This is a genomic window from Simplicispira psychrophila DSM 11588 (assembly GCF_000688255.1).
GTDB classification, from domain to species: Bacteria; Pseudomonadota; Gammaproteobacteria; order Burkholderiales; family Burkholderiaceae_C; genus Simplicispira; species Simplicispira psychrophila.
Map to the genome: position 1 here is coordinate 89,376 of NZ_JHYS01000001.1, position 24,566 is coordinate 113,941.

Annotated in this window: 25 protein-coding genes and 1 riboswitch; of the genes, 5 read left to right on the top strand and 20 right to left on the bottom strand. The window is 62.5% G+C overall.

The window, feature by feature from the left end; all coding sequences use genetic code 11:
• Window positions 1–24: 24 nt before the first annotated feature.
• Window positions 25–1,458, bottom strand: a complete 1,434-nt coding sequence (locus Q390_RS0100315) for an aminotransferase-like domain-containing protein (protein ID WP_027994267.1) — start codon at window positions 1,456–1,458, stop codon at window positions 25–27.
• Window positions 1,459–1,611: 153 nt separating this feature from the next.
• Between Q390_RS0100315 and Q390_RS18940 the strand changes: the two genes are divergently transcribed.
• A complete protein-coding gene (locus Q390_RS18940; RefSeq protein ID WP_051602954.1) occupies window positions 1,612–1,968 on the top strand; it encodes a DUF2917 domain-containing protein in 357 nt (118 codons plus the stop codon).
• On the opposite strand, the gene hisD is transcribed toward Q390_RS18940, so the two are convergent.
• The 13 genes from hisD to Q390_RS0100385 all read right to left on the bottom strand — a co-directional run bounded on the left by hisD (window position 1,952) and on the right by Q390_RS0100385 (window position 11,768).
• A complete protein-coding gene (gene hisD, locus Q390_RS0100325) occupies window positions 1,952–3,271 on the bottom strand; it encodes a histidinol dehydrogenase (RefSeq protein ID WP_027994268.1) in 1,320 nt (439 codons plus the stop codon). The genes Q390_RS18940 and hisD overlap by 17 nt on opposite strands.
• A 36-nt stretch (window positions 3,272–3,307) precedes the next feature.
• Entirely contained in the window at window positions 3,308–3,661 is a 354-nt protein-coding gene (locus Q390_RS0100330; RefSeq protein ID WP_027994269.1) for a hypothetical protein, read from the bottom strand.
• Window positions 3,662–3,782: 121 nt separating this feature from the next.
• Window positions 3,783–4,448: an ATP phosphoribosyltransferase gene (hisG, locus tag Q390_RS0100335; RefSeq protein ID WP_027994270.1), complete on the bottom strand. Its 666-nt coding sequence runs from the start codon at window positions 4,446–4,448 to the stop codon at window positions 3,783–3,785.
• Window positions 4,445–5,725: a UDP-N-acetylglucosamine 1-carboxyvinyltransferase gene (gene murA, locus Q390_RS0100340; protein ID WP_027994271.1), complete on the bottom strand. Its 1,281-nt coding sequence runs from the start codon at window positions 5,723–5,725 to the stop codon at window positions 4,445–4,447. The genes hisG and murA overlap by 4 nt, the downstream gene beginning before the upstream one ends.
• A 127-nt stretch (window positions 5,726–5,852) precedes the next feature.
• Window positions 5,853–6,101 (bottom strand): BolA family protein, encoded by a 249-nt coding sequence (locus tag Q390_RS0100345; protein ID WP_027994272.1) that lies wholly within the window; start codon window positions 6,099–6,101, stop codon window positions 5,853–5,855.
• A gap of 43 nt (window positions 6,102–6,144) precedes the next feature.
• Window positions 6,145–6,900: an ABC transporter permease gene (locus tag Q390_RS0100350; RefSeq protein ID WP_027994273.1), complete on the bottom strand. Its 756-nt coding sequence runs from the start codon at window positions 6,898–6,900 to the stop codon at window positions 6,145–6,147.
• Window positions 6,897–7,817 carry an ABC transporter ATP-binding protein gene (locus Q390_RS0100355; protein ID WP_027994274.1) on the bottom strand — a complete coding sequence of 307 codons (921 nt, stop codon included), beginning with the start codon at window positions 7,815–7,817 and terminating at the stop codon, window positions 6,897–6,899. Before Q390_RS0100355 ends, Q390_RS0100350 begins: the two co-directional genes overlap by 4 nt.
• A 63-nt stretch (window positions 7,818–7,880) precedes the next feature.
• Window positions 7,881–8,153 carry an STAS domain-containing protein gene (locus Q390_RS0100360; RefSeq protein ID WP_027994275.1) on the bottom strand — a complete coding sequence of 91 codons (273 nt, stop codon included), beginning with the start codon at window positions 8,151–8,153 and terminating at the stop codon, window positions 7,881–7,883.
• 30 nt (window positions 8,154–8,183) lie between these two features.
• Complete coding sequence (locus Q390_RS0100365; protein WP_027994276.1) at window positions 8,184–8,837, bottom strand: MlaC/ttg2D family ABC transporter substrate-binding protein; 654 nt, start codon at window positions 8,835–8,837, stop codon at window positions 8,184–8,186.
• Between the two features lie 14 nt (window positions 8,838–8,851).
• On the bottom strand, window positions 8,852–9,637 hold the full coding sequence (locus tag Q390_RS0100370; protein WP_027994277.1) for an MlaA family lipoprotein: 786 nt from the start codon (window positions 9,635–9,637) through the stop codon (window positions 8,852–8,854).
• Window positions 9,634–10,119 (bottom strand): outer membrane lipid asymmetry maintenance protein MlaD, encoded by a 486-nt coding sequence (gene mlaD, locus Q390_RS0100375; protein WP_027994278.1) that lies wholly within the window; start codon window positions 10,117–10,119, stop codon window positions 9,634–9,636. Before mlaD ends, Q390_RS0100370 begins: the two co-directional genes overlap by 4 nt.
• A gap of 36 nt (window positions 10,120–10,155) precedes the next feature.
• Complete coding sequence (gene mlaE, locus Q390_RS0100380) at window positions 10,156–10,938, bottom strand: lipid asymmetry maintenance ABC transporter permease subunit MlaE (protein ID WP_027994279.1); 783 nt, start codon at window positions 10,936–10,938, stop codon at window positions 10,156–10,158.
• Complete coding sequence (locus Q390_RS0100385) at window positions 10,935–11,768, bottom strand: ABC transporter ATP-binding protein (RefSeq protein ID WP_027994280.1); 834 nt, start codon at window positions 11,766–11,768, stop codon at window positions 10,935–10,937. Before Q390_RS0100385 ends, mlaE begins: the two co-directional genes overlap by 4 nt.
• A gap of 306 nt (window positions 11,769–12,074) precedes the next feature.
• Between Q390_RS0100385 and speD the strand changes: the two genes are divergently transcribed.
• The 3 genes from speD to Q390_RS0100400 all read left to right on the top strand — a co-directional run bounded on the left by speD (window position 12,075) and on the right by Q390_RS0100400 (window position 15,377).
• Window positions 12,075–12,485: an adenosylmethionine decarboxylase gene (gene speD, locus Q390_RS0100390; RefSeq protein WP_037471898.1), complete on the top strand. Its 411-nt coding sequence runs from the start codon at window positions 12,075–12,077 to the stop codon at window positions 12,483–12,485.
• Window positions 12,486–13,445: a polyamine aminopropyltransferase gene (speE, locus tag Q390_RS0100395; protein ID WP_027994282.1), complete on the top strand. Its 960-nt coding sequence runs from the start codon at window positions 12,486–12,488 to the stop codon at window positions 13,443–13,445.
• Window positions 13,446–13,697: 252 nt separating this feature from the next.
• Complete coding sequence (locus tag Q390_RS0100400) at window positions 13,698–15,377, top strand: methyl-accepting chemotaxis protein (protein WP_027994283.1); 1,680 nt, start codon at window positions 13,698–13,700, stop codon at window positions 15,375–15,377.
• Between the two features lie 86 nt (window positions 15,378–15,463).
• Here Q390_RS0100400 and ccoG read toward each other — a convergent pair whose 3' ends face one another.
• Window positions 15,464–16,930, bottom strand: coding sequence for a cytochrome c oxidase accessory protein CcoG (gene ccoG, locus Q390_RS0100405; RefSeq protein ID WP_027994284.1), 1,467 nt, complete (start codon window positions 16,928–16,930; stop codon window positions 15,464–15,466).
• Window positions 16,931–17,127: 197 nt separating this feature from the next.
• Between ccoG and Q390_RS0100410 the strand changes: the two genes are divergently transcribed.
• Window positions 17,128–18,501, top strand: a complete 1,374-nt coding sequence (locus Q390_RS0100410; RefSeq protein WP_027994285.1) for a sigma-54 interaction domain-containing protein — start codon at window positions 17,128–17,130, stop codon at window positions 18,499–18,501.
• A 72-nt stretch (window positions 18,502–18,573) separates the two neighbouring features.
• On the opposite strand, the gene thiC is transcribed toward Q390_RS0100410, so the two are convergent.
• The 5 genes from thiC to ftsA all read right to left on the bottom strand — a co-directional run bounded on the left by thiC (window position 18,574) and on the right by ftsA (window position 24,537).
• Window positions 18,574–20,436: a phosphomethylpyrimidine synthase ThiC gene (thiC, locus tag Q390_RS0100415; RefSeq protein ID WP_027994286.1), complete on the bottom strand. Its 1,863-nt coding sequence runs from the start codon at window positions 20,434–20,436 to the stop codon at window positions 18,574–18,576.
• A gap of 129 nt (window positions 20,437–20,565) precedes the next feature.
• Window positions 20,566–20,694: riboswitch (TPP riboswitch) on the bottom strand.
• 39 nt (window positions 20,695–20,733) lie between these two features.
• Complete coding sequence (locus Q390_RS0100420; protein ID WP_245606828.1) at window positions 20,734–20,889, bottom strand: hypothetical protein; 156 nt, start codon at window positions 20,887–20,889, stop codon at window positions 20,734–20,736.
• Window positions 20,890–20,982: 93 nt separating this feature from the next.
• Window positions 20,983–21,906, bottom strand: coding sequence for a UDP-3-O-acyl-N-acetylglucosamine deacetylase (gene lpxC, locus Q390_RS0100425; RefSeq protein WP_027994288.1), 924 nt, complete (start codon window positions 21,904–21,906; stop codon window positions 20,983–20,985).
• 17 nt (window positions 21,907–21,923) lie between these two features.
• The gene (gene ftsZ, locus Q390_RS0100430) at window positions 21,924–23,159 is read right to left on the bottom strand and encodes a cell division protein FtsZ (RefSeq protein WP_027994289.1); all 1,236 of its coding nucleotides are present in this window, start codon (window positions 23,157–23,159) and stop codon (window positions 21,924–21,926) included.
• A 148-nt stretch (window positions 23,160–23,307) separates the two neighbouring features.
• Window positions 23,308–24,537, bottom strand: a complete 1,230-nt coding sequence (ftsA, locus tag Q390_RS0100435; RefSeq protein ID WP_027994290.1) for a cell division protein FtsA — start codon at window positions 24,535–24,537, stop codon at window positions 23,308–23,310.
• Window positions 24,538–24,566: the final 29 nt, after the last annotated feature.

A 24,566-nucleotide genomic window follows, 5' to 3' on the forward strand; every position in this document is an offset into this window, starting at 1 on the left:
TCGTGTGACTTATTCTTTTCCCTGTCAGTGCGCGAGCGCGGCCAACTCGCCCATGCGCCGCAGGGCCTGCACATGCGCAGCCGACCATTCCCCACCCAGGCCGATGCGCAGGCACTGCCCAAACCGCCCGCCGGTGCTGAACAACCGCCCCGGCGGCACCAGCATGTTTTCGGCAAGACAGGCCTCATGGAAACGCTTGGCATCCACCTGGCGCGGCAGCTCCAGCCACAGCAACAGGCCGCCGGCAGGGTGGCTGACGCGCGTGCCTTTGGGAAAGTGACTGGCGATGGTTTCCCGCGCCTCGGCCAGCCGCGCCGTGATGGCACCGCGCAGCTGGCGCATCGCCAGCGCATGTCCGGCCTGCGACACCAGCTGCGCCAGCGCCAGCTCCAGCACCGCCGTCTTCGCCCCCGACTCCATGCTGTGGATGCGGCACAGGGCCGGCGTCCAGCGCCCGGCCTCGACCCAGCCCAAGCGCAGGCCCGGTGCCAGCGTCTTGGCAAAAGAATGGCACAGCAGCACATGGCCGGTGGCGTCGTAAGACTTCACCGTACGGCGCAGGTCATCGAACTCGCAGAGTTCGTTGTAAATGGCGTCCTCCACCACCGCCAAGCCATGCTCGCTGGCCATTTTTGCCAGCCGCCGGCGCTCGGCCTGGGGCATCGAGCAGCCCAGCGGATTGCTCAGCGTCGGTGTCACCAGCAGCGCCTTGACCGGCTGAGTGTCCAGCGCCAGTTGCAGGGCATCGAGCGAAATGCCGTGGCGCGGATGGGTGGGAATTTCCAGCGCACGCAACTGCAGGCTTTGCAGCACTTCCAGAAAGGAAAAGTGCGTCGGCGACTCCAGCGCCACGATGTCGCCCGGCTGCGTCACGGCACGCAGACACAGAACAATCGCATCCATGCAGCCCCCCGTGACCACGATGTTGTTGGGGGCGAGCGAACAACCCAGCGCCAGGGCGTAACGCGCCAGAGCACAGCGCAACTCTTCGCTGCCTTGTCCCACCGGGTAGGTACACAGCAGGTGGCGCTGGCGCTGCGCGGCTTGAACCACGGCGCGGCGCACCCGGTCAGTGTTCAGCAAATCCAGGCCCGGTGTGCCACTGCTGAACGACAGCATGTCTGCCGGCGGGTCTTGTCCGAGGATGCGCTGCCCCCACCAGTCGATGGCCACAGCACGTGGGCGCTGCGCCGGGCGCGACACCGTTGGCTCGGGCACACCACGGCCACTGGGATTGCGCGACGCCACAAAAAAGCCGGAGCGCGGCCGCGCGGCAATGACCTGTCCATCTTCAAGCCAGTGGTAGGCCTGCACCACGGTGCTCTGGGCCACCCCTTGCTGGCGGGCCATGGCGCGCACCGACGGCAGTTTGGCCCCCGCAGGCAGTGCGCCGGTGCGTACAGCCTCCAGTAACTGGTTAGCAATCTGGACATACAGCGGCAAATTTTCAACGGACATAAAGCCATTCTGTACGGCCCAGCTTGCCGCGAGGCAGTACAGATGCAGCACATGCCATGCAGTACAGCGCCGCATTTGCCGGCCTGTGACTGCCTGCACCCTGCGGCTGTCTGTGACTGGCTGGCAAGCATTCCACGGCGCAGAGTACAGAGCATGAAATCACTGCACCTGTACCGTTCGCCCCACACCCGCAACGCGGCCACCTTGCAACCGGGTCAGCCCGTGCGCACCCTGGTCATCGCACGCGGCCACACCCTCCAGCTAAAGACCACCGCCGGCTGCACCTGGCTCACCTGCGATGGCGCGCTGCCAGACTGGTTTTTACCTGCCGGCAGTCAGCGAACCGTGCAGGGCCCGGCCTGCCTGCGGCTGGGCACGGCCGCTTTGCACAAGATGGCCGAGGTGGAATGGGAGATACGTCCGCCACTGCCCCGATGGCAGGGGCTGGCAGCGGCTTGGCACAGACTGCAAATGCGGCGCCGCTTCGTAGCTCTCAGCGTGGTGCCTTGAGCCGCATCTCTGCCGCCTGCGCGTGTGCCTGCAAGCCTTCGCCATAGGCCAGCGTGGCCGCAATCGGGCCAAGAATCTGTGCGCCAGCTTGGCTGACTTCAATAATGCTGCTGCGCTTTTGGAAGTCGTACACCCCCAGCGGCGAGCTAAAGCGCGCCGTGCCGCTGGTGGGCAACACGTGGTTCGGGCCGGCGCAGTAGTCGCCCAAGCTCTCGCTGGTGTAAGCGCCCAAAAAGATGGCGCCGGCGTGGCGCAGCAGCGGCTCCCAGCGGTACGGCTCATGGCTGGAGACTTCCAAATGCTCGGGCGCAATGCGGTTGGAAATGTCGCACGCTTCTTCCATACTGCGCGTGTGGATCAGCGCGCCCCGGCCAGTGAGGCTTTTGGCAATGATCTCGGCGCGCGGCATGGTCGGCAGCAGGCGGTCGATGGCTTCTTGCACCGCGTCGATATAGGCCGCATCGGGGCACAGCAAGATGCTTTGCGCCAGCTCGTCGTGCTCGGCTTGTGAAAACAAATCCATCGCCACCCAATCGGCCGGCGTGCTGCCATCAGCCAGCACCAAAATCTCGCTCGGGCCGGCAATCATGTCGATGCCGACGGTGCCAAACACGCGCTTTTTGGCGCTGGCGACGTAGGCGTTGCCGGGGCCGGTGATCTTGTCCACCTTGGGCACGGTTGCCGTGCCGTAGGCCAGCGCCGCCACCGCTTGCGCGCCGCCGATGGTGAAGGCGCGCGTCACGCCCGCCACATAAGCGGCGGCCAGCACTAGGGCATTTTTTTCACCCTTGGGTGTCGGCACCACCATGATGATTTCCGGCACCCCCGCCACGTGCGCGGGGATGGCGTTCATCAGCACGCTGCTCGGGTACGCCGCCTTGCCGCCGGGCACATAGATGCCGACGCGGTCCAGCGGTGTGACCTTTTGACCCAGCAAACTGCCGTCCGCATCGCGGTAGCTCCAACTCTCGCCGCAGGCCTTTTTCTGTGCTTCGTGGTAGCTGCGCACCCGCGCTGCCGCCGCTTGTAGAGCGTCGCGCTGCACGGCGGGAATGCTGTCAAACGCCGCCTTTAATTCGGCCTGCGTCAGTTCCAGCGCCGCCACGCTGGGCGCAGTCAAGCCATCAAAACGGGTGGTGTATTCCAGCACTGCTGCATCGCCGCGTGTTTGCACGTCGGCGAGGATGTCAGCCACGCGCTGCTCGATGGCGGCGTCTTGATCAGCAGACCAGTGCAACCGGGCCTGAAAATCGGCTTCAAAGGTAGCACTGTCAGTGCGCAAACGGGCAGGCGTAGCGTTCATGGGGCTCTATTGCAATAAAACGGGGGAGACGGATGATTATTCGGTATCAGCCGATACATCGCCCGTCTTGCGGTTGTAACGCAGGGTGATTTTGTCCAACTCGCACAGATTGAAGCCTTCCCACTCGACTTCGGACTCATCGTCGGTGAACACGACCTTGATGTCCTGAACGCAGTGTTTGGTGTCGCCAAACTTGAACTTGCGCGCAATGCCATTGGGTAACTGGTTGCTGCCCAGGCGGTCTTTGCCCCAGTTGTCCATTTTGGTGGGCGAAATGTAGACCTCATTGAGGGCATAGCCGGTGCGGTTGACGAGGGTGAAATCGGCATCCGCAGCGTGCGTCACGCCCGCAGCAGCCAGCAAACCGATCAAAGCAATTTTCTTGAACATACAAACCTTGTTTTTTTAATCAAACATTGCATTCAGACACACATCGGCCTGAAGCACCCGCATTGTCGAGGGTTATTTGTCCATCCAAGGTGTTGTTGTTTCATTTCGTTGTTATCGACCTTCAGGGCGCGGGGCGAATCGCCCCGGCAAAGGCGTCAATGATGCGCCGCAGCGGCGCTTGTTTGATTTTCAGCATCGCCTGGTTGACCACCAAGTGCGAGCTGATGTCCATGATGCGTTCTACTTCGACCAGGTGATTGGCCTTGAGCGTGTTGCCGGTCGAAACCAGATCGACGATGGCATCGGACAAGCCAATCAATGGCGCCAGCTCCATGCTGCCGTACAGCTTGATCAGATCGACGTGTACGCCCTTGCTGGCAAAAAAGTCGCGCGCAATCGACGTGTATTTGGTAGCGACTTTCAAGCGCGAGCCTTGCTTGACCGCCTGCGTGTAGTCAAAGTCCGAGCGCACAGCCACGCTGACGCGGCATTGGGCAATGCGCAGGTCCAGCGGCAGGTACAGCCCCGAGCGCGCGGCGCCGCCCCATTCGGCACTGTGCTCGATCAAGGTGTCTTTACCGCAGACACCGATATCGGCACCACCGTACTGCACGTAGGTTGGCACATCGGTGGCGCGCACGATGACCACGCGCACGTCGTCGCGGTTGGTCGGCAAAATCAGCTTGCGCGATTTTTCGGGGTCTTCCAACACCTCGATGCCGGCCGCGGCCAGCAGCGGCATGATTTCGTCAAAGATGCGGCCTTTGGACAGGGCAAGGGTGATCATTCAATTCTTTCAATGTCGGCGCCCAGGGCGCGCAATTTGGCTTCCATCCGGTCGTAGCCGCGGTCGAGGTGGTAAATGCGCTCGACCACGGTTTCGCCTTCGGCGACCAAGCCGGCAATCACCAAGCTGGCCGAAGCGCGCAAGTCCGTCGCCATGACCGCTGCGCCGGACAAACGCGCGGTGCCGTCCAACCCCTCGATGATGGCGACGCGGCCATCCACCTGGATGCGCGCACCCAGGCGCACCAACTCGTTGACGTGCATGAAGCGGTTTTCAAAAATGGTTTCCGTCACGGCGGCCGTGCCGTGCGCGACGCAGTTCAGCGCCATAAATTGCGCCTGCATGTCGGTCGGAAATCCGGGGTATTCGGTGGTGCGAAAACCCTGCGCCTTGAGCTTGGCAGCGCCGGCGCTCATCACGCGCATCCCCCCCTCGACCGGCGCGATCTTCACGCCCGCTTCTTGCAGTTTTTCAACCACCGCATCCAAGTGCTCAGCGCGCGCATGGCGCAGCAGCACGTCGCCACCGGTGGCGGCCACGGCACACAAAAAGGTGCCGGCTTCAATGCGGTCCGCCACCACGGCGTGCGTGCAGCCGTGCAATGCGTCCACGCCCTGGATACGAATGCGGCTGGTGCCGTGGCCCTCAATGCGTGCGCCCATGGCGATCAGCATCTCGGCCAGGTCGGCAATTTCGGGCTCCTGAGCAGCGTTTTCCAGAATCGTTTCGCCCTCGGCCAACGTCGCGGCCATCAGGAAGTTTTCAGTGCCAGTGACGGTCACCATATCGGTGGTGATGCGCGCGCCTTTGAGACGCGTGCGGCCAGCCGGCAGCGTGGCGATCATGTAGCCGTGCTCGACAACGATCTCAGCGCCCATCGCTTGCAGGCCTTTGATGTGCTGATCGACCGGGCGCGAGCCAATGGCGCAGCCGCCTGGCAGCGACACCCGCGCGCGGCCAAAGCGTGCCAGCAGTGGGCCCAGCGCCAGCACCGAGGCGCGCATGGTTTTCACCAGCTCATACGGTGCTTCGGGCGTGTGCAGGCCGCCAGCGTTGATGCTGACCATGCCGTTGTCATCACGCTCAGCAGTGACACCCATGTTGCGGATCAGCTTGAGCATGGTGGCCACGTCTTGCAGGCGCGGCACGTTGTGCAGCACCACCGGCTCGGCCGTCAGCAGCGCGGCGCACAGCTCGGGCAGGGCGGCATTCTTGGCACCAGAGATAGCGATGTCGCCATGCAGGGGCCGACCTCCGCGGATGAGGAGTTTGTCCATGGCGGGCAATAAAAAGAGTGTTTAAGGGTCAAATAGCCTTGTAACGCTTATGTAGAAAGCGCCAACAGCTATTAAAAAATGAGTAAATTAGGTCCGATCTGATCAGAGCGGACGCAAGGCCTGGGCCTTAACCCTTGGCTTGGGCGGTGGCCCATTCCGCCGGCGTGAAGGTCTTCATCGACAGCGCGTGCACTTCGTCGGTGGCCATTTTGCTGCCCAGGGTGGCATAGACCTGCTGGTGGCGGGCAATCGGGCGCTTGCCTTCAAATTCGGCGGAGACGATGGTGGCGTACCAATGGCGGCCATCGCCTTCGAGGGTGATGTATTCACAGGCCAGGCCGGTGCTGATGAGGTGCTGGATTTGTTCGGCGGTCATGGCAAAAGTCCTAAAAAAATAGCAAATACGCGTGGATGCGTGGTCAAGAGCGCAGTTTGTAGCCAGTGCGCAGCAAGTGCAAAGCCAGCCCGCTGACCAGCAGCCAGGCGCCCCCGACGATGCCCAGGCTGAACCAGGGCGAGGTGTCGCTCTGGCCAAAAAAGCCGTAGCGAAAACCGTCCACCATGTAGAAGAACGGGTTCAGGTGGCTCACGGCACGCCAGAACGGCGGCAGCGACTGGATGGAATAAAACACGCCCGACAGAAAAGTCAGCGGCACGATGATGAAGTTTTGAAACGTCGCCATCTGGTCGAACTTGTCGGCCCACAAGCCGGCAATCAGCCCCAGCGTGGCCAGCAGCGCGGCACCGAGCACGACAAACACCAGGCTCCACAGCGGGGCGGCAAACTGCGGCGGGGCAAAAGCCAGGGTGATTACAAAGACGCCCAGCCCCACCATCAGCCCGCGCAACACCGAGGCGCCGACATACGCCACAAACCAGGCCCGGTGCGACAGCGGCGTCAGCAGCAGAAACACCAGACTGCCCATGATCTTGCTTTGCACCATGCTGGACGAGCTGTTGGCAAAGGCGTTTTGCAGCACGCTCATCATCACCAGGCCAGGCACCAGAAAAGCCACATAGTCCACGCCTTCGTACACCTGCACCCGCCCTTGCAGCACATGGCCAAATATCAGCAAATACAGCGCCGCCGTGAGTACCGGCGCCGCCACGGTCTGAAAGCCGACCTTCCAGAAGCGCAGCACCTCTTTGTAGAGCAGCATTTGCCAGCCGGTCATGGCGTGTCCTCGGCACTGGCCTTGGCCATGACGCTGAGGAACACGTCCTCCAGGTCGGCGCGGCGAATTTCGATGTCCTGCACATCGACCTGGGCCTGGCGCAGCGCGGTCAGGTACTGCTCGATATCTTGCGTCTCTTGCGTCGCCAGTTGCACCACGCGTCCGGTGACGCGCGCCTGTGCAGCGATGGCCGGTGGCAGCGGGCTGTCGGTCTTGAACACCAGCACATTGCCCGACGCCGCCTTGAGCAGCTCGGACGTCGCGTCCAGCGCCACCACACGGCCGCGCTTGAGCATGGCAATGCGGCCACACAGCGCCTCGGCCTCTTCGAGGTAGTGCGTGGTCAGCAGCACGGTATGGCCTTCCTTGTTCAGGCGCGCAATGAAGTGCCACAGCGTCTGGCGCAGTTCCACATCGACACCAGCCGTGGGCTCGTCGAGTACGATGATCGGCGGCTTGTGCACCAGCGCCTGCGCGACCAGCACGCGCCGCTTCATGCCGCCCGAGAGCTGGCGCATGTTGGCGTTGGCCTTGTCGGCCAGGCCCAGGCTGTGCAGCAGTTCATCGATCCAGTCGCCGTTGTGGGTGACGCCGAAATAGCCCGACTGAAAGCGCAGCGCTTCACGCACATTGAAAAACGGATCGAACACCAACTCTTGTGGCACCACCCCGAGCTTGCGCCGGGCGGCGGCGTAGTCGGTCTGCACGTCGCAGCCCTGCACCAGCACGCGGCCACTGCTGGCACGTGCCAGACCGGCGAGGATGCTGATCAGGGTGGTCTTGCCGGCACCATTGGGCCCCAGCAAGCCAAAGAATTCGCCTTCTTGGATGTCCAGGCTGACGTTGTCCAGCGCACGGAACAGGCCTTGGGGCGTGGGATAGGTCTTGGAGACAGTCTGAAAAGAGATGGCAGGCATGGGAGCCGGCTATTTTACGGTGTAGGCAGCGCGGGGGCTGCGCCCGCCACCGGGAACACCTTTTTAGGCCGCAGCCGGGAGCAATTCGGCCACGCCGTACAGCGCCGCCATACCGGCCAGCGCCGGCGGCAAAGCATGCACGGCAAAGGTCTTGCCGGCCGCCAGCGCGTGGCGGCGGCATTCCAGCAGCACCGCCAGCGCCGAGGAATCAAACACCTGCAGCGCGCTGGCGTCGCAAACCAAGTGCGCCTGGGTCTGCCCACGCAGCGCTTGCAGCAGTACCTCCAGCGCCGCGCGCGCTTGGCGCAGCGTCAATTGGGCGGGCAACGCAAGCAGGGTGGGCAGGGTGTTCATGGCGTTCGGCCTTCAGTCCTGACTGGCGTTGCTCTGGTTGCGCGCGGCCAGCGCTGCAATCAGCTCATCAATGCCCTTTTGCACATTGGCGCTCTTGTTGATCTGCTCGGAAAACTGGCTGCGGTAGGTTTCGACCAGCCACACGCCCATCACGTTGAGGTTGTAGATCTTCCAACCGGCGCCGACACCGGGGGTTTTTTCCAGGCGGTAATCCAGCTGCACCGGGTCGCCCCGGCCCCGCACTTCGGTGCGCACCAGCACGTCCTTGTCCTGCGCTGCGGCGCGCAGTGGCTTAACGGTGACGGTCTGGTCCTTCACTTGCGACAAGGCACCGGCATAGGTGCGTACCAGCAGGTTCTTGAATTCGTCCTGCAGGCGCTGCTGCTGCGCGGCGCTGGCCTGGCGCCAGGCGGGGCCGACGGCCGCCGCCGTCATGCGGCGAAAGTTGACGTTGGGCATGACGATTTTGTCCACCATGCTGATGACGTAAGAGATGTTGCCGCTGCGCAGGGTTTTATCGCTGCGCAGCGTCTCCAACACCTCGTCAGACAGGCGCCGCATCAGGTCGTCTGGTGCCTCGTCGGCCGCCTGTGCGGACAGCGGCAGACCCAACCACAGAGCTACTCCAAAAACAGCGGCCATGCGGCCCAGCAAACGTCGATTCATTTCATTTCCCTTGATCAATACGGCTCGTTGGGCAAGATGCCTTCGTCAGCGCCACTGTCGTCATCGGCCTTGCTGCCCTCTGGTGGCGCGCCATCCTGGCGGCGCACACGCATATAAACATCGCGCATGAAGCTGTATTTGTCTAGCGCAGCGCTGTCCAGCACGGCGCTGGCGCGCAGCAGATTGGCGCGGGTATTGACGGCACTGAGCGCATACAGGCTGTTGCTCACCGTGGTGGATTCCACCTGGGAGATCAGATTGCCGCGCCAGCTCAGGGGCAAGGTCAGGGTATCGCGTACCGTCGATGACCCCAGAATGGGCAGCACCACATACGGCCCGGTCGGCACGCCCCAGCGTCCCAGGGTCTGGCCCAGGTCCTGCTTGTAGCGGTCCACGCCCATTTCGCTGGCAACATCCAGCAATCCGCCCAGACCGAACAAGGTATTGACATTGAAACGCACCAGGCTGTTCATGGCCGGCTCGGGGCGCAGTTGCAGCAGGTTGTTGACAAACGACCAGGCGTCGCCCAGGTTGGAAAAGAAATTACTCACGCCGGTGCGCGCCATCACTGGCGTCACCTCTTGGTATGTCTCGGCCACCGGCTTGAGCACCATGGCATCGAGTGACTCGTTGAAATCGATCGTACCCCGGTTGTAGCGCTCGAACGGGTCGTTGGCGGGGCCGTTGGCGCAGCCGGCCAATACCAAGGCAAAAACTGCACAGATCGCTGCACGGGCCAGGCTGGCACGGCGCGGGGATTCAGAGGGGCAAGCGGCGCCTGCAGAAAGAAAGGAGGTCATTTTGGTTCTTCTGTTGCGGGGGAAGCCCCCTCAGCAGCCTTACTGTAGAGAAATTGGCTAATCAGATTTTCAAGCACCACGGCCGACTGTGTCGCCGTCACCGTGTCGCCGTTGGCCAAGTTGGCTTCATCGGCACCGGCCTCAATGCCGAGGTATTGCTCACCCAGCAAACCGCTGGTGAGGATTTTGAGCGAACTATCTTTGGGGAAAAGATAACGGTCTTCCAGCACCAGCGTGACGCGGGCTTGGTACACCTTGTCGTCAAAGGTGATCGACTCGATGCGCCCCACCACCACGCCCGAGCTGCGCACCGCGGCCTTGGGTTTGAGGCCGCCAATGTTGTCAAAGCGTGCCGTGACGCGGTAGCCGGACTGGAAGTTCAGGCTGAGCAGGTTGGCTGCCTGCAGGGCCAGAAACACCACCGCCGCCGCACCGAGCATGACGAACAGGCCCACCCAGAGATCGTTTTTGGACTGTTGCATTGTTGATTTTCCTTGTGCCGGGGGCCTTTGCCCGGGTCAGATACTGAACATCAGGGCGGTCAGGAGAAAGTCCAGCCCCAGCACCGCCAACGACGCCACCACCACCGTGCGCGTGGTGGCGCGCGAGACACCCTCGGGCGTGGGCTTGGCGGTAAAGCCTTGCAGCAAAGCGACAAACGTCACCGTCAGGCCAAACACCCCGCTTTTGATGATGCCGTTGCCGACATCACTGAACACGTCCACACCGCCCTGCATCTGGCTCCAAAATGAGCCCGAGTCGATGCCAATCAGCGGCACCGCCACCACCCAGCCGCCGACGACACCGACCGCGCTGAACACCGCCGCCAGCACCGGCATGGCAATCACGCCGGCCCAGAAGCGCGGCGCCAGAATGCGTTGTACCGGGTCCACCGCCATCATTTCCATGGCGCTGAGTTGTTCACCGGCGCGCATCAGGCCAATTTCAGCCGTCAGCGAGGTGCCGGCGCGTCCGGCAAACAGCAGCGCCGTGATCACCGGCCCAAGTTCGCGCAGCAGGCTCAGCGCCACCAACTGGCCCAGTGCCTCGGTCGAGCCAAAACTCTGCAGCGTGTAGTAGCCCTGCAAGGCCATGACAAAACCGACAAACAGGCCCGACACGGCAATGATGCCCAGCGAGTAATTGCCCAAAAAATGGATTTGGTCGCGCACCAGCCTGGGCCGCTTGAGCACTGCCGGCAGCAAGGCCAGCAGCCGGGCCAACAGGCGCGCGCCCTGGCCGAGAGCGACCAATTGGGAGCGCACGGCAAAGCCGACGTCGGCAGGTTTGTACCAGCTCATGGCGCGTCTCCGTTGATGGCAGCAAAGTCTTGCGCCACGTCCGGGCCGGGGTAATGGAACGGCACCGGGCCGGTTGGTAAGGCATTGACGAACTGGTGGACCAGCGCATCCGTGCTGTGCCGCACTTCGTCCGGCGTGCCCTGGGCGGCAATGGTGCCAGGGCCCAGGATGATGATGTGGTCGGCCAAGCGAAAGGTCGCCTCCAGATCGTGCGATACCAGAATGGTGGTCAGCCCCATGGCGTCGTTCAACTGGCGGATCAACTGCGCCGCCGTGCCGAGAGAAATCGGGTCGAGTCCGGCAAAGGGCTCGTCATACATCACCAGCTCGGGATCGAGGGCCATCGAGCGCGCCAGTGCCACGCGCCGCGCCATGCCGCCCGAAATTTGTGCCGGCATCAGCTTGCGTGCGCCGCGCAGGCCGACAGCGTGCAGCTTCATCAGCACGATGTCACGCAGCAGCGCTTCGGGCAGGTCGGTGTGCTCGCGCAGGGGAAAGGCGACGTTCTCAAACACGTCCATGTCGGTGAACAGCGCGCCATATTGAAACAACATGCCCATGCGCCGGCGCGCCGCATACAGCGCGGTCGTATCCATGCGCCCGACATCCTGGCCGTCGAACAGCACCTGGCCTTGCTGGGCGCGCTGCTGGCCACCAATCAGGCGCAGTACCGTAGTCTTGCCGCCGCCCGAGGCACCCATGATGGCCGTCACCTTGCCACGCGGCACGGTCAGCGACAGCCCGCGCAGCACCGGCTGCTCGCCATAGCTGAAGTGGACATCGCGCAATTCAACCAGCGCAGCAGAGGTGGACAGTAAGGAAGAAGACATGCAGGGACCAGACAAAAGCGCCGCACACAAAAAGGGTACGGCGCAAGCCGCACATCATATGATGGAAAACCCTGAAGCGCTGGTTTGGTGTCTGATCCATACAAATAGCGCGAAGTTACAATGAGAGGTTCAGAAATGACCCGCTCGGCCGGCCGAGCGGACTGCTGTCAGCGTTACTTTGGCGTCACCGACGCACAACGGAACGAGGGCGCGGCAATCAGGCCGGCGACGCTTCTCTCTTCCTTGTGCAGGCACGCCAGCAGCGCGCTGTGTTTTGCAACCCTCGCAAAAAGGAACCCCCTCAAGATGAAGAATTTTCAACAAGTTGTGCCGATCCAGGCCGCCGCCATTGCCCGCCAAGCCACCGGTCTGCACCTGATCGGTGACCTGTATGGCTGCCTGTGCGACAGCCGCCTGATGCTGGATGCCAGCTACCTTGAAGCATTCTGCAAGGCGCGCGTGGCCGCTGCCGGCCTGACTTCGGTAGGCAGTCTGTTCCACAGCTTTGGCGAAGGCGGCGGCGTGACCGGCGTGGTCGTGCTGGCCGAGTCGCACCTGTCCATCCACACCTGGCCAGAATCGGGCTACGTCACGCTGGACGTGTATGTGTGCAACTACTCCACCAATAACCGCCCGAAGGCGCAACAACTGTTCCAGGACATCCAGGCCGCTTTCAGCCCCAGCGACCCACACCTGCACAGCGTCGAGCGCGCTTGAATGGGCACCCCGCAGACCGCGCAGGCCGCGCGCTACGTGGCCGAGCGCCTGACGCCCGATTTTGGTTTTTACCTGCGCGAAGCCCGCTTGCTGGCACAAAAGCAGTCGCCCTGGCAGCACATCGAAGTCTTTGACAACGCGCTGTTTGGCCGGGTGATGCGCATTGATGGCTGCTTCATGACCTCCGAGCGTGACGAATTTTTCTACCATGAGCCGATGATCCACCTGCCGGCCCTGGCCCACCCCGGGCCGCGCAGCGCGCTGATAGTGGGCGGCGGCGACGGCGGCGCCGCAGAAGAATTGCTCAAATACCCCACCATGGAACGGGTGGTACTGGCCGAGCTGGACGCCGATGTGGTGCAACTGGCACGCGAATGGCTGGGCCAGATCCACAAGGGCGCGCTGGACGACCCGCGCTTGGAACTGCGCCTGGGCGATGCCCGCACCCTGATCGAGTCGGGCACTGAGCGCTTCGACCAGATCGTGCTCGATCTGACCGACCCCTTCGGCCCGGCACTCGATTTGTACACCGTCGAGTTCTACCAGGCCTGCCGGCGCACCCTGCACCCCGGCGGCGTGCTGTCGCTGCATCTGGGCTCACCGATCCATGTACCGCAGACGATGGCGCGCATTGCAGCCTCGCTGCACGCCGCCTTCCCCATCGTGCGCCCGTACCTGCAATATGTGCCGCTGTACGGCACGCTGTGGTGCATGGCGATGGCGTCCGACAGCACCGATCCGACTTTGCTGAGCAGCGCCGAGGTGGATGCGCGCATTGCCACACGCGGCCTGCAAGACCTGCAGCTGTACAACGGCGATACGCACCATGCCCTGTTGGCCCAGCCCAACTTTGTCCGCGACTTGCTGGCCCAGCCAGCGCAGCCCATCTACCGGGGCAGCACGCTGGACGAAGCCATCGACCCGGACAGCCTGCCGGCCATCGCCATCACGGCGGTTTGAAGATAAGACGCCGCAAAAAGCGCCGATGGCGCTTTTTTTTCGCCATGAATGCTATTTAATAAATAGCTATTAGCGCTTACCTGATATGGGCTAGATGCCAAAAACACTATAAATTACACCTGAAGGACTGCCCCCCGCGTACCCGGCAAGCCAGCGCCCAAGCGGGCGGACTGACAAAAAAGTGTCACACAGCGGCGCCATAGTGTCCTGGTCAGCACTTTGCCCTTAGGGGCACCACCAGCCCCTCGCCCCATGCACGCCATCCAACACCCCGTCCTCTCGCCACGCAACACCTTGGGCCAGCGCCTGCTGTTGGCGTTTTTTGTCGTGCTGTTGCTGGGTCTGATCGGCTCGGCCACCGGTATCTGGTCGCTGGAGCGCATCCACACAGCCACCTCGCACATGGTGCAGCACAGCATCACCGCCGAAAGACTCATCGCCGATGCCTACCGCGCGCAAGCCATCAACGCCGAGCGCTACAAGGCGGCCGCCCTGAGCTCCGAACCCGAGGTGGGCGAGATTCTGGGCGCTGACATTGCCAGCACGCAAAAAACCTACGACCAGCTCATGGCCCAGGTGACCACTTTGCTGCAAAGCGCGCAGGAGCAGCAATTGCTGCAGCAAGTCCAAAGCGCTGAAAGGAGCTTCACCACAGCGCGCACTGAACTGGTGGCTGCCCGCGACTCGGGGCTGACGCAGCGTATCCGTGATACCTATACCCAACGCTTTTTGCCAGCCTCCGTCGCTTTGCAAGCGTCCCTGGGCACCCTGACCCAGTCGCAGCGCAACGATATCGATGCCAGTGACGCCACCATTGCACAGTGGAGCAACCGGGCGCGCCTGGTGCTGCTGGTCTTTACCGCCCTGGCCCTGGTGATGGGCAGCTTGCTGGCGCTGTGGCTGCGCCGCAGCATCACGCAGCCCATTGCCGCAGCCAGTGCCACGGCCGACCGGGTGGCGCAACTGGATTTGCGCCACGACATCGCGGGCCACGGGCGTGACGAAGCGGGCCGCATGTTGCAGTCGCTGGCGGTGATGCAGCACGCACTGCGTACGCTGGTGGCGCAGGTGCGGGGCTCAGCGCACAACGTCCACAGCGCCGCCGCAGACATCGCCAACGGCAACACGGAACTTTCCGGCCGCACCGAAGAAACAGCGGCCAACCTGCAGCAAACCGCTGCCGCGCTGGAGCAGATCACGGTGCGGGTGCTGCAGTCTGCCGAAACCGCCCAGCAAGCACAGCAGATGGCCGCCGCAGCCACTGCGGTAGCGCAGCAGGGAGGGCATGTTGTCAGCCAGATGGAAACCACCATGCACGACATCCAGCGCTCGGCCGGCAAGATCGTGGACATCATCGGCGTGATCGACACCATCGCCTTTCAGACCAATATCCTCGCCCTCAACGCCGCCGTCGAAGCGGCCCACGCCGGCGCACAAGGGCGCGGCTTTGCCGTGGTGGCCGCCGAGGTGCGCAGCCTCGCCACGCGCTCGGCCGTGGCAGCGCAGGAAATCAAAACCCTGATTGCCGCCTCTGTCGCACAGGTAAGCACCGGCGCCAGCCTGGCAGGCAGCGCAGGCGCCACCATGCGCTGCATCATGGACTCCACCCAGAGGGCGGAGCGCATATTGACAGAGATCACCTCGGCTACACAGGAGCAGAACCGCGATATTGCCCAGGTCGGCAGCGCCGTCTCGCGGCTCGACCAAATGACCCAGGCCAACTCGGCTCTGGTCGAGGAATCGGCTGCCGCTTCCGCCAGCCTGCACAGCCAGGCGCAGGAGCTGTCGGCGCTGATCAGCCGTTTTGTGCTGCCGGACCAGAAGCCTCCGGCATGGGCTGGTGCAACGCCTTCAGGCGCAGCGCGGCGCATGGAGGCAGCACGCTCACCCTTGCAAGCCTTGCAACCCTTGCAACCCTTGCAGTTGGCATGATCCCGATATCGTTGCCATCAGTGCAGCCCCTTGCCTGGGCCGCATGCTGGACGAAGCGAGTGCCCCGGACAGTCTGCTGCGGCCGATCAGCGCGGCACCAAAAATACAGATTTTTCGACTACTTTGTCTGAATTGTCCTGGTTGCTGATTTCGAAGTGAATGGTGTGCGAACCAGCCACCGCAGCGGTATAGGGCACTTGCACACGCACTGGCACCCAACGCGATTGGGTCGAGTCGATCGTCACCTCGCTGTCCGAGACGACCGCCACCCCAGGCAGGCCCTCAACACGGATACGGAAACGCTGGCCCGATTCGGTGGCATTCATGATTTGCAGGCGGTACACGTTCTCGATCTGTCCCCCTGGCGCCATGCGTGCCAGCGCGCCCCGGTCGCGCACCACATCGACCTTGAGTGGTACCCGCAGCGCCAGACTGACAGCCATGGCCACAACGATGCTGATCAGAATGGCGCTGTAAATCAACACACGCGGGCGCAACACATGGCGCCACGTTTGCGCACGGGTCCATTTATGTTTCAGGGCATTTTCAGTCGAATACTTGACCAGGCCCCGGGCATAACCGACCTTGTCCATCACCGCATCACAGGCGTCGGCGCAAGCGCCGCAACCAATACATTCGTATTGCAGGCCATTGCGGATATCAATCCCCGTGGGGCAGACCTGCACGCACAGGTTGCAGCTGATGCAGGCGCCCAGGTTAAGCAGGGCAAGGTCGGCCTTTTTCGCGCGAGTGCCGCGTGGTTCGCCGCGCTCGGCATCGTAGGTAACGACGAGCGTGTCCTTGTCGAACATGGCACTCTGAAAGCGCGCATAAGGGCACATGTGTTTGCACACCTGCTCACGCATATAACCCGCGGCGCCATAGGTGGCAAAACCGTAAAAGAAAATCCAGAAAGCCTGCCAACCGCTCAGGTGGCGCTGAATAAAATCACCGCCCAGTTCGCGGATCGGTGAGAAATAACCGACAAAAGTCAATCCAGTCCACAAAGCCACGGCGAGCCACAAGAAATTTTTGGCGGCTTTGCGACCTATTTTTTCCATCGTCCAGGGCGCCGCATCCAGCCGCAGGCGCGCCGAGCGGTCGCCTTCGGTCAATTTTTCAAGCCACAGAAAAATTTCGGTATAGACAGTTTGTGGACAGGCATAACCGCACCATAAGCGCCCCGCCACCGCCGTAAATAAAAACAGCGACAGGGCCGATATCACCAAAATGCCGGTCAAATAAATAAAATCTTGTGGGTACAGCACCAGCTTGAAAATATAAAACCGCCGTGCCGCCAAATCAAACAGCACCATCTGGCGCTGACCCCATTCAAGCCAAGGCAGGCCATAAAAAGCCAACTGGGTCAAAAACACCAGCACCCAGCGCCAGCGGGTAAAAAATCCTTCGGTACTGCGCGGGTAGATTTTTTGGTGCGCAGCGTACAGCGCCATGGTCTTGGCGTCGGCACCGGGGGGCGGTGCAAGCGGGCTTTTATCCGCCGAGGGCACGATCGGAATCACCGGGGATGTTTTGCAGGACGGGGTGTTCATGGTGGCGTTCTTGGTCGAGGTACTGCACTCGCTGCATTCAAGAACCGTGCCACACCTCCTTACGCGCAGAAATTTGATGGCCATCAACCACTTGCACACCTCCTACAAGCGGTGCAGCCCGGATGTCCGACTGCCACTGTGGCAGCACCACTGCCATCGGCGGCAGTGTTTGGCAGTTGTACCTACACTGCCAGCGCATGACAACGCCCCCTGCCCCGCCCTTGCCCGAGCTGATGTCCTTTCTGGAAGGAATGTCTGAGCCGCACATTCTGCTTGACCGGCAATACCGCATCCTGGCAGCCAATGCGGCGTATCGGCACCAGTTCAGCCCGCAGCACAACGTGGTCGGGCGCACGTGTTATGAGGTGTCACACCACTTTGACAAACCCTGTGACCAAGCCGGCGAATCCTGCCCGCTGGCCCTGGCGCGCGCCTCGGGCCAGCGCGAGCGCGTGCTGCACCTGCACCACACACCGCATGGCGAGGAATACATCCAGATCGAACTGGCGCCGCTGCGCGACGCCCAGGGCGAACAGGCCTTTTTTGTCGAGAAGATGGCGCCCCTGCACGCCAGCCGCACTCCAGCGCAGGGGCACCACCTGATCGGTCGCGCGCCGGCCTTTCAGCACATGTTGGGGCTGGTGGCGCGCGTGGCCCCGGCGCGCGCCACGGTGTTGCTGCTGGGCGAGTCGGGCACCGGCAAGGAACTGGTGGCACGCGCCGTCCATGAGGCCAGCCCGCGCGCCCAGCGTCCACTGGTGGCGGTAGACTGCTCCAGCTTGCCCGAAAATCTGTTTGAGTCGGCCCTGTTTGGCCACGAACGCGGCGCTTTTACGGGCGCTACTTCGACCCAGCCGGGGTTGGTCGAGGCGGCCAGTGGCGGCACGTTGTTTATTGACGAAGTCGGTGATATTGCGCTGACGATGCAGGTCAAGTTGCTGCGGCTGTTAGAGAGCGGCACCTACCGCCGGGTCGGCAGCACTGAGGTGCGCCATGCCGATCTCCGCGTGGTCTCGGCCACGCACCGCAATTTGGCGCAAATGGTCAGCGATGGGCGTTTCCGTGAAGATCTGTATTACCGCCTGAGCACCTTCCCCATCCGCCTGCCGGCCCTGCGCGAGCGGCGCGAGGATATTGCCCTGCTGGCGCCGACGCTGCTGCAACGCGTGACCGCAGCGCGCCCGCTGGCCTTGTCTAGCGACGCACTGGCGCTGTTGCAAACGCAGGATTACCCCGGCAATGTGCGCGAGCTGCGCAATTTGCTGGAGCGCGCCTCGCTGCTGTGCGATGGCAACACCGTCGAAGCCAGCCATGTGCAGCAAGCTTTGCAGGCAGGTATGCGCCCCAGCACCCTGACAGAGTGGCCACCAGTCCACCCTGCAGAGGCCGGGACGGCATCCTTGGGCCCGGCGCTGACAGCGTTCCAGTCGCTTCAGTCGCGCCACACGCTAGAGCAAGCCAACTTGCAGCAGGTGCTGGCCCAGCACACCGGCAGCCGCGCCGAACTGGCCGCGCAACTGGGCATGAGCGAACGCTCCCTGTACCGCCGCATCAAAGCACTCCGCAGCTGATTCATAACAAAAACTACCGCTATCGCTTATCCAGCAAGCGCTAGCAGCTATTGTTTTTGACAGCAACCCTACTCAAGCCACCGGCACGATGGGCACGTACAGCTCGCCGCCGGTGCCACGGAACTCGGCGGCCTTGTCTTGCAAGCCCTTGGCAGCAAATTCGCGCACTTCCTGGGTGATCTTCATCGAGCAGAACTTGGGGCCGCACATGGAGCAGAAATGCGCCACCTTGGAGGCGTCCTTGGGCAGGGTTTCATCGTGGAAGGCGCGCGCCGTGTCCGGGTCGAGTCCCAGGTTGAACTGGTCTTCCCAACGGAAGTCGAAACGCGCCTGACTCAGGGCATCGTCACGCGAACGGGCGCCCGGATGGCCCTTGGCCACATCGGCGGCGTGTGCGGCAATCTTGTAAGCAATGATGCCCTGCTTGACATCGTCGCGGTCCGGCAAGCCCAGGTGCTCTTTCGGCGTGACGTAGCACAGCATGGCGGTGCCCATCCAGCCGATCATGGCGGCGCCGATGGCCGACGCAATGTGGTCGTAGCCGGGTGCAATGTCGATGGTCAGTGGGCCCAGCGTGTAGAACGGCGCCTCGTGGCAGGTCTTGAGCTGCTCGGTCATATTGGCCTGGATCAGGTGCATCGGCACATGGCCGGGGCCTTCGATCATGGTTTGCACGTCGTGCTTCCACGCTACTTGCGTCAGCTCACCCAGGGTGTGCAGTTCGGCGAATTGCGCTTCATCGTTGGCATCGGAGGCACAACCGGGGCGCAGGCCATCACCCAAGCTGAAGGCGACGTCATACGACTTCATGATGTCGCAGATGTCTTCAAAGTGCTCGTACAAGAAGCTCTCGCGGTGGTGCGCCATGCACCACTTGGCCATGATGGAGCCGCCGCGCGAGACGATACCGGTGCGCCGCTGCGCCGTCAGGTGGATATACGCTAGGCGTACGCCGGCGTGGATGGTGAAGTAGTCCACGCCCTGCTCGGCCTGCTCGACCAGCGTGTCGCGGAAGATGGCCCAGGTCAAGTCTTCGGCAATGCCGCCGACTTTTTCCAGCGCTTGGTAAATCGGCACGGTGCCAATCGGCACCGGCGAATTGCGCACGATCCAGTCGCGCGTGGTGTGGATGTTTTTGCCGGTGGACAAGTCCATCACGTTGTCAGCGCCCCAGCGGATCGCCCAGACCAGCTTTTCAACTTCTTCCTCAATGCTCGACGTAACCGCCGAGTTGCCGATGTTGGCGTTGATCTTGACCAAGAAGTTGCGCCCAATCGCCATTGGCTCGACTTCGGGGTGGTTGATGTTGGCCGGGATGATGGCGCGGCCGCGCGCCACCTCGTCACGCACAAATTCAGGGGTGATGATTTTGGGAATCATCGCACCCAGCGGATTGCCCATCAGGCGCTGCTCGCGCGCGGCGTCCTGCTGGTACTGCGCCATCCACTCACGCTTGCCGTTTTCACGGATCGCCACGTACTCCATCTCGGGCGTGATGATGCCGCGCCGGGCGTAGTGCATTTGCGTGACGTTGGCGCCGCTCTTGGCGCGCAGCGGCTGGCGTTGCAGGGCCGCAGCCTCGATGCGCAGTTGGGCCAGCCGCACGGCATCTTCGCTCTTGCTGCCATCGTCCAGCGCCACCGGGGGGCGACCTGGATAGCGCTCCACATCACCACGGCCCTCAATCCAGCCGCTGCGCACGCTGGCCAAGCCCCGGCGCACGTCAATCACGGCGTCGGGATCGGTGTAGGGACCCGAGGTGTCGTAGACGCTAACCTGCTCGCCATTGCTCAGGGCAATGTCGCGCACTGGCACGCGCAGGTCGGCGTGCAATTGGCCGGGCACATAGACCTTGCGCGAGGCTGGAAACGGCGCACGGGCGCGCAGCAGCAATTCGGCAAAAGATTCGCGGGGAAGGGTTTCGGGGGCATTCATGGGGCAGTCTCCAGAGCAGGTCACGGCAATGACGGGATGTGCTCCGGAGTGGACCTGTGCCCTGTCGCCCGCGCACTGTGGCGCTGCAGTCTGCGCTGTGCATCCACTTATTGACCAAGGGCGCCAGCGCAGGGGGAGATCAGCTCTTCTTCCGCCGGTATCAACCGGATCAAGTTCATCGGGTTCGCTGGCCCATCGACTACTTTCGTAGCCAGACTGCCAGCATCTCAGTGCATCAGCACACCCCGGAGCAAGCGCGAGTATAGAGGCGACAACCCCGCAGCCGGCTCGGACGCTCTAAACGCCGTCGCGCAGGCGGTCCACCACCAGCACGGCAAAAAACACCAGTGCCGCAACCACTGTCCATTTCAAAACGATCAAACCGGTGCGGCGGTGGCGCAACTCGCCCGTAAGGATGGACGCAGCAAAAAACCCCGCGGAGACAAGCAACATCAGTGGAACGAGCCAACGGATAAAAATCATGCGGGGCTGAGGCGGGGTACAGCGCGCTGCGCTCACAGCAGGTTGTTACCCACCTTTACACCATTACCAAGCACGCGCCGGCTGGGCAAAGCCGACGGGCGCTTGTCGATCGTTCTCAAACGTCACCACTTCCCAGGCGTCGGGCTGGCGGAGCAATTCACGCAACAGCAGGTTGTTCAGTGCATGGCCCGAACGAAAGGCGCTGTATGCCGCCAGCAGCGGTTTGCCCAGCAGGTACAGATCGCCCATGGCATCGAGGATCTTGTGCTTGACGAACTCGTCGTCGTAGCGCAGGCCATCGGCATTGAGCACCTTGTAGTCGTCCATGACGATGGCGTTGTCCAGCCCACCGCCCAGCGCCAAGCCATTGGCACGCATCATTTCGACATCTTTGGTAAAGCCGAAGGTGCGGGCGCGGGCAATGTCGCGGCTGTAGTTGCCAGTGCCCAAATCAAATTCGACGCACTGGCCGGTCGAATCGACGGCAGGGTGGGCAAAGTCGATCTCAAAGCGCAGCTTGAAGCCGTGGTAGGGGTCGAGCCGGGCCCATTTGGCGTCCGTGCCTTCGCCCTGACTGATCTGCACCGGGCGTGTGACGCGAATCCATTTTTTCGGCGCGTTTTGCAAGGTAATGCCGGCGCTTTGCAGCAAAAACACGAACGATGCCGAGGATCCGTCCAAGATCGGCACTTCTTCGGCGGTGATGTCGATATACAGGTTGTCAATGCCCAGACCGGCACAAGCCGACATCAGGTGCTCAACGGTATGCACCTTGGCCTGGCCACATGAGATGGTCGAAGCCATGCGTGTATCGGTTACGGCCTCGGCCGAGATGGGAATGTCCACCGGTTCGGGCAAATCGATGCGGCGAAACACAATGCCGGTGTCCGGCTGGGCTGGACGCAGGGTCAGTTCGACGCGCTGGCCGCTGTGCAAGCCCACGCCGACCGCACGGGTGAGTGTCTTCAGCGTGCGTTGCTGCAACATGCGCCGGCCACACCGCATTAATCAGCCTGCTTGCGCAGGAAAGCCGGGATTTCCAGATCGTCCATGCCGCCCGAGGACAGCGCATCGACACGCGCTGTAGCCTGCGCGCGGTTAGTGCGCCAGACGCTGGGCACGGTCATGTTGCCGTAATCGGCCTGCGCGCCAGAGTTGCCACCCGAAGTCGTGCTGACGCTGCCCATGACGGCGCTGCTGCTGGGCATCTGGTAGGGCACGTTGTCGGTACCGGTGCGCAAACCGCCCTGCACCACCTGGATGTTCTGGCGCCGCGCATTCTGGCGTGACAGGCCGGTAGCCACCACCGTGACGCGGATTTCTTCGCCCAGCGAATCGTCGTAAGCGGCGCCGTAGATGACGTGCGCATCGGCGGAGGCGTAGGCGTTGATGGTGCTCATGGCTAGGCGCGACTCGGCCAGTTTGAGGCTGCCCTTGCTCGCTGTTACCAGCACCAGCACGCCCTTGGCGCCGGAGAGGTCGATGCCTTCCAGCAGCGGGCAGGCAATAGCCTGTTCGGCAGCGATGCGCGCGCGGTCCGGGCCGCTGGCGACGGCGGTGCCCATCATGGCTTTGCCGGGCTCGCCCATGACGGTGCGCACGTCTTCAAAGTCAACATTGACTTGGCCGTGCTCGTTGATGATTTCGGCAATGCCGCCGACCGCGTTTTTCAGCACGTCGTTGGCATGGGCAAAGGCTTCATCCTGCGTCACGTCGTCGCCCAGCACATCCAGCAGCTTTTCGTTCAGCACGACAATGAGCGAGTCCACATTGGCTTCGAGTTCGGCCAGACCGCCGTCCGCGTTGGCCATACGCCGGCCCCCTTCCCAGTCAAACGGCTTGGTGACCACCCCCACGGTGAGGATGCCCATCTCCTTGGCAATGCGCGCAATCACCGGCGCAGCGCCGGTGCCGGTACCCCCGCCCATCCCGGCGGTGATGAACAGCATGTGCGCACCCTCGATAGCGCTGCGGATATCGTCCACAGCGGCTTCGGCGGCTTCGCGTCCCTTGTCGGGTTTGCTGCCGGCACCCAGGCCACTTTGGCCGAGCTGGATGATGCGGTGCGCCGAACTCCGCGTGAGCGCCTGCGCATCGGTGTTGGCACTGACGAACTCCACGCCCTGAACATTGCGCGCAATCATGTGCTCGACCGCATTGCCGCCCCCGCCGCCCACACCAATCACTTTGATCTGGGTGCCCTGGTTGAATTCTTCCGCTTCGATCATTTCGATGGACATGTTGGAGCTCCTATAACTAACGGATATGCAAAGATGAAATATTAGAACAGTGAACGTGCATACTGACGCTGATGCAGCGCACGCAATGGACCCATTAAGCCCCATCGGGAAGTAACATGTAACGCGGACCAGAAGGCATTTGGCATGGTCAGAAATTGCCCACGATGAAATCTTTGAAGCGGCCAAAAGCAGTTTGCACGGAACCGCTTTTTTGCGCCACCTTGAAACCTCGCAGCCGGGCCAAGCGCGCTTCTTCCAGCAGCCCCATCACGGTAGCCGCACGCGGCTGGGCCACCATGTCGGACAGCGCGCTGGAATACTTGGGAATGCCCCGGCGCACCGGTTTCAGGAAAATGTCTTCGCCCAGTTCGACCATGCCCGGCATGACCACGCTGCCGCCGGTAAGCACGATGCCGGATGACAGCACCTCCTCAAAACCGGACTCGCGAATGACCTGTTGAACCAGCGAAAAAATCTCTTCCACGCGCGGCTCAATCACCCCGGCCAGCGCCTGTTTACTGATCATGCGCGGGCCACGGTCGCCCAGGCCGGGCACTTCGACTTGGGCCTCGGGATCGGCCAGCAATTGCTTGGCGTAGCCGCTCTCGACCTTGATGTCTTCGGCGTCCTTGGTAGGGGTGCGCAGCGCCATGGCGATGTCGCTGGTGATCAAGTCACCAGCAATCGGGATCACTGCCGTATGGCGAATCGCGCCACCGGTGAAGATGGCGACATCGGTGGTGCCAGCGCCAATATCGACCAGCGCCACGCCCAGTTCGCGCTCATCGTCCGTGAGCACGGCCTGGCTCGACGCCAGCGGATTGAGCAGCAATTGCTCGACCTCCAGACCGCAGCGGCGCACACATTTGATGATGTTTTCAGCGGCACTCTGGGCACCGGTAACGATGTGGATTTTGGCCTCCAGACGGATGCCACTCATGCCAATCGGCTCTTTTACATCCTGTCCATCTATTACAAATTCTTGCGGCTCTACCAGCAATAAACGCTGGTCACTGGAGATGTTGATGGCCTTGGCGGTCTCTACCACGCGCGCCACGTCGGCAGCGGTGACCTCTTTGTCCTTCACCGCCACCATGCCGCTGGAGTTGAGCCCGCGGATGTGGCTGCCGGTAATACCGGTGTAGACGCGCTGGATCTTGCAGTCAGCCATCAATTCGGCTTCTTTGAGTGCCAGCTGGATGCTCTGCACCGTAGCGTCAATATTGACCACCACGCCGCGTTTGAGGCCGTTACTGGGGGCCACACCCAAGCCCGCCAGCTTGAGCGAACCGTTGGGCAACACCTCGGCCACCACCGCCATGATCTTTGCCGTGCCGATGTCCAGCCCTACCACTACATCTTTGTATTCTCTTGCCATATGCCTGTCTGCCTTTTGTTCTTCTATTT

What these genes read in the sequence shown, in the direction of transcription:
- Q390_RS0100315 (WP_027994267.1), bottom strand. Translation starts at nt 1,458, where the DNA reads ATGTCCGTTGAAAATTTGCCGCTGTATGTCCAGATTGCTAACCAGTTA.
- Q390_RS18940 (WP_051602954.1), top strand. Translation starts at nt 1,612, where the DNA reads ATGAAATCACTGCACCTGTACCGTTCGCCCCACACCCGCAACGCGGCC.
- hisD (WP_027994268.1), bottom strand. Translation starts at nt 3,271, where the DNA reads ATGAACGCTACGCCTGCCCGTTTGCGCACTGACAGTGCTACCTTTGAA.
- Q390_RS0100330 (WP_027994269.1), bottom strand. Translation starts at nt 3,661, where the DNA reads ATGTTCAAGAAAATTGCTTTGATCGGTTTGCTGGCTGCTGCGGGCGTG.
- hisG (WP_027994270.1), bottom strand. Translation starts at nt 4,448, where the DNA reads ATGATCACCCTTGCCCTGTCCAAAGGCCGCATCTTTGACGAAATCATG.
- murA (WP_027994271.1), bottom strand. Translation starts at nt 5,725, where the DNA reads ATGGACAAACTCCTCATCCGCGGAGGTCGGCCCCTGCATGGCGACATC.
- Q390_RS0100345 (WP_027994272.1), bottom strand. Translation starts at nt 6,101, where the DNA reads ATGACCGCCGAACAAATCCAGCACCTCATCAGCACCGGCCTGGCCTGT.
- Q390_RS0100350 (WP_027994273.1), bottom strand. Translation starts at nt 6,900, where the DNA reads ATGACCGGCTGGCAAATGCTGCTCTACAAAGAGGTGCTGCGCTTCTGG.
- Q390_RS0100355 (WP_027994274.1), bottom strand. Translation starts at nt 7,817, where the DNA reads ATGCCTGCCATCTCTTTTCAGACTGTCTCCAAGACCTATCCCACGCCC.
- Q390_RS0100365 (WP_027994276.1), bottom strand. Translation starts at nt 8,837, where the DNA reads ATGAATCGACGTTTGCTGGGCCGCATGGCCGCTGTTTTTGGAGTAGCT.
- Q390_RS0100370 (WP_027994277.1), bottom strand. Translation starts at nt 9,637, where the DNA reads ATGACCTCCTTTCTTTCTGCAGGCGCCGCTTGCCCCTCTGAATCCCCG.
- mlaD (WP_027994278.1), bottom strand. Translation starts at nt 10,119, where the DNA reads ATGCAACAGTCCAAAAACGATCTCTGGGTGGGCCTGTTCGTCATGCTC.
- mlaE (WP_027994279.1), bottom strand. Translation starts at nt 10,938, where the DNA reads ATGAGCTGGTACAAACCTGCCGACGTCGGCTTTGCCGTGCGCTCCCAA.
- Q390_RS0100385 (WP_027994280.1), bottom strand. Translation starts at nt 11,768, where the DNA reads ATGTCTTCTTCCTTACTGTCCACCTCTGCTGCGCTGGTTGAATTGCGC.
- speD (WP_037471898.1), top strand. Translation starts at nt 12,075, where the DNA reads ATGAAGAATTTTCAACAAGTTGTGCCGATCCAGGCCGCCGCCATTGCC.
- speE (WP_027994282.1), top strand. Translation starts at nt 12,486, where the DNA reads ATGGGCACCCCGCAGACCGCGCAGGCCGCGCGCTACGTGGCCGAGCGC.
- Q390_RS0100400 (WP_027994283.1), top strand. Translation starts at nt 13,698, where the DNA reads ATGCACGCCATCCAACACCCCGTCCTCTCGCCACGCAACACCTTGGGC.
- ccoG (WP_027994284.1), bottom strand. Translation starts at nt 16,930, where the DNA reads ATGAACACCCCGTCCTGCAAAACATCCCCGGTGATTCCGATCGTGCCC.
- Q390_RS0100410 (WP_027994285.1), top strand. Translation starts at nt 17,128, where the DNA reads ATGACAACGCCCCCTGCCCCGCCCTTGCCCGAGCTGATGTCCTTTCTG.
- thiC (WP_027994286.1), bottom strand. Translation starts at nt 20,436, where the DNA reads ATGAATGCCCCCGAAACCCTTCCCCGCGAATCTTTTGCCGAATTGCTG.
- Q390_RS0100420 (WP_245606828.1), bottom strand. Translation starts at nt 20,889, where the DNA reads ATGTTGCTTGTCTCCGCGGGGTTTTTTGCTGCGTCCATCCTTACGGGC.
- lpxC (WP_027994288.1), bottom strand. Translation starts at nt 21,906, where the DNA reads ATGTTGCAGCAACGCACGCTGAAGACACTCACCCGTGCGGTCGGCGTG.
- ftsZ (WP_027994289.1), bottom strand. Translation starts at nt 23,159, where the DNA reads ATGTCCATCGAAATGATCGAAGCGGAAGAATTCAACCAGGGCACCCAG.
- ftsA (WP_027994290.1), bottom strand. Translation starts at nt 24,537, where the DNA reads ATGGCAAGAGAATACAAAGATGTAGTGGTAGGGCTGGACATCGGCACG.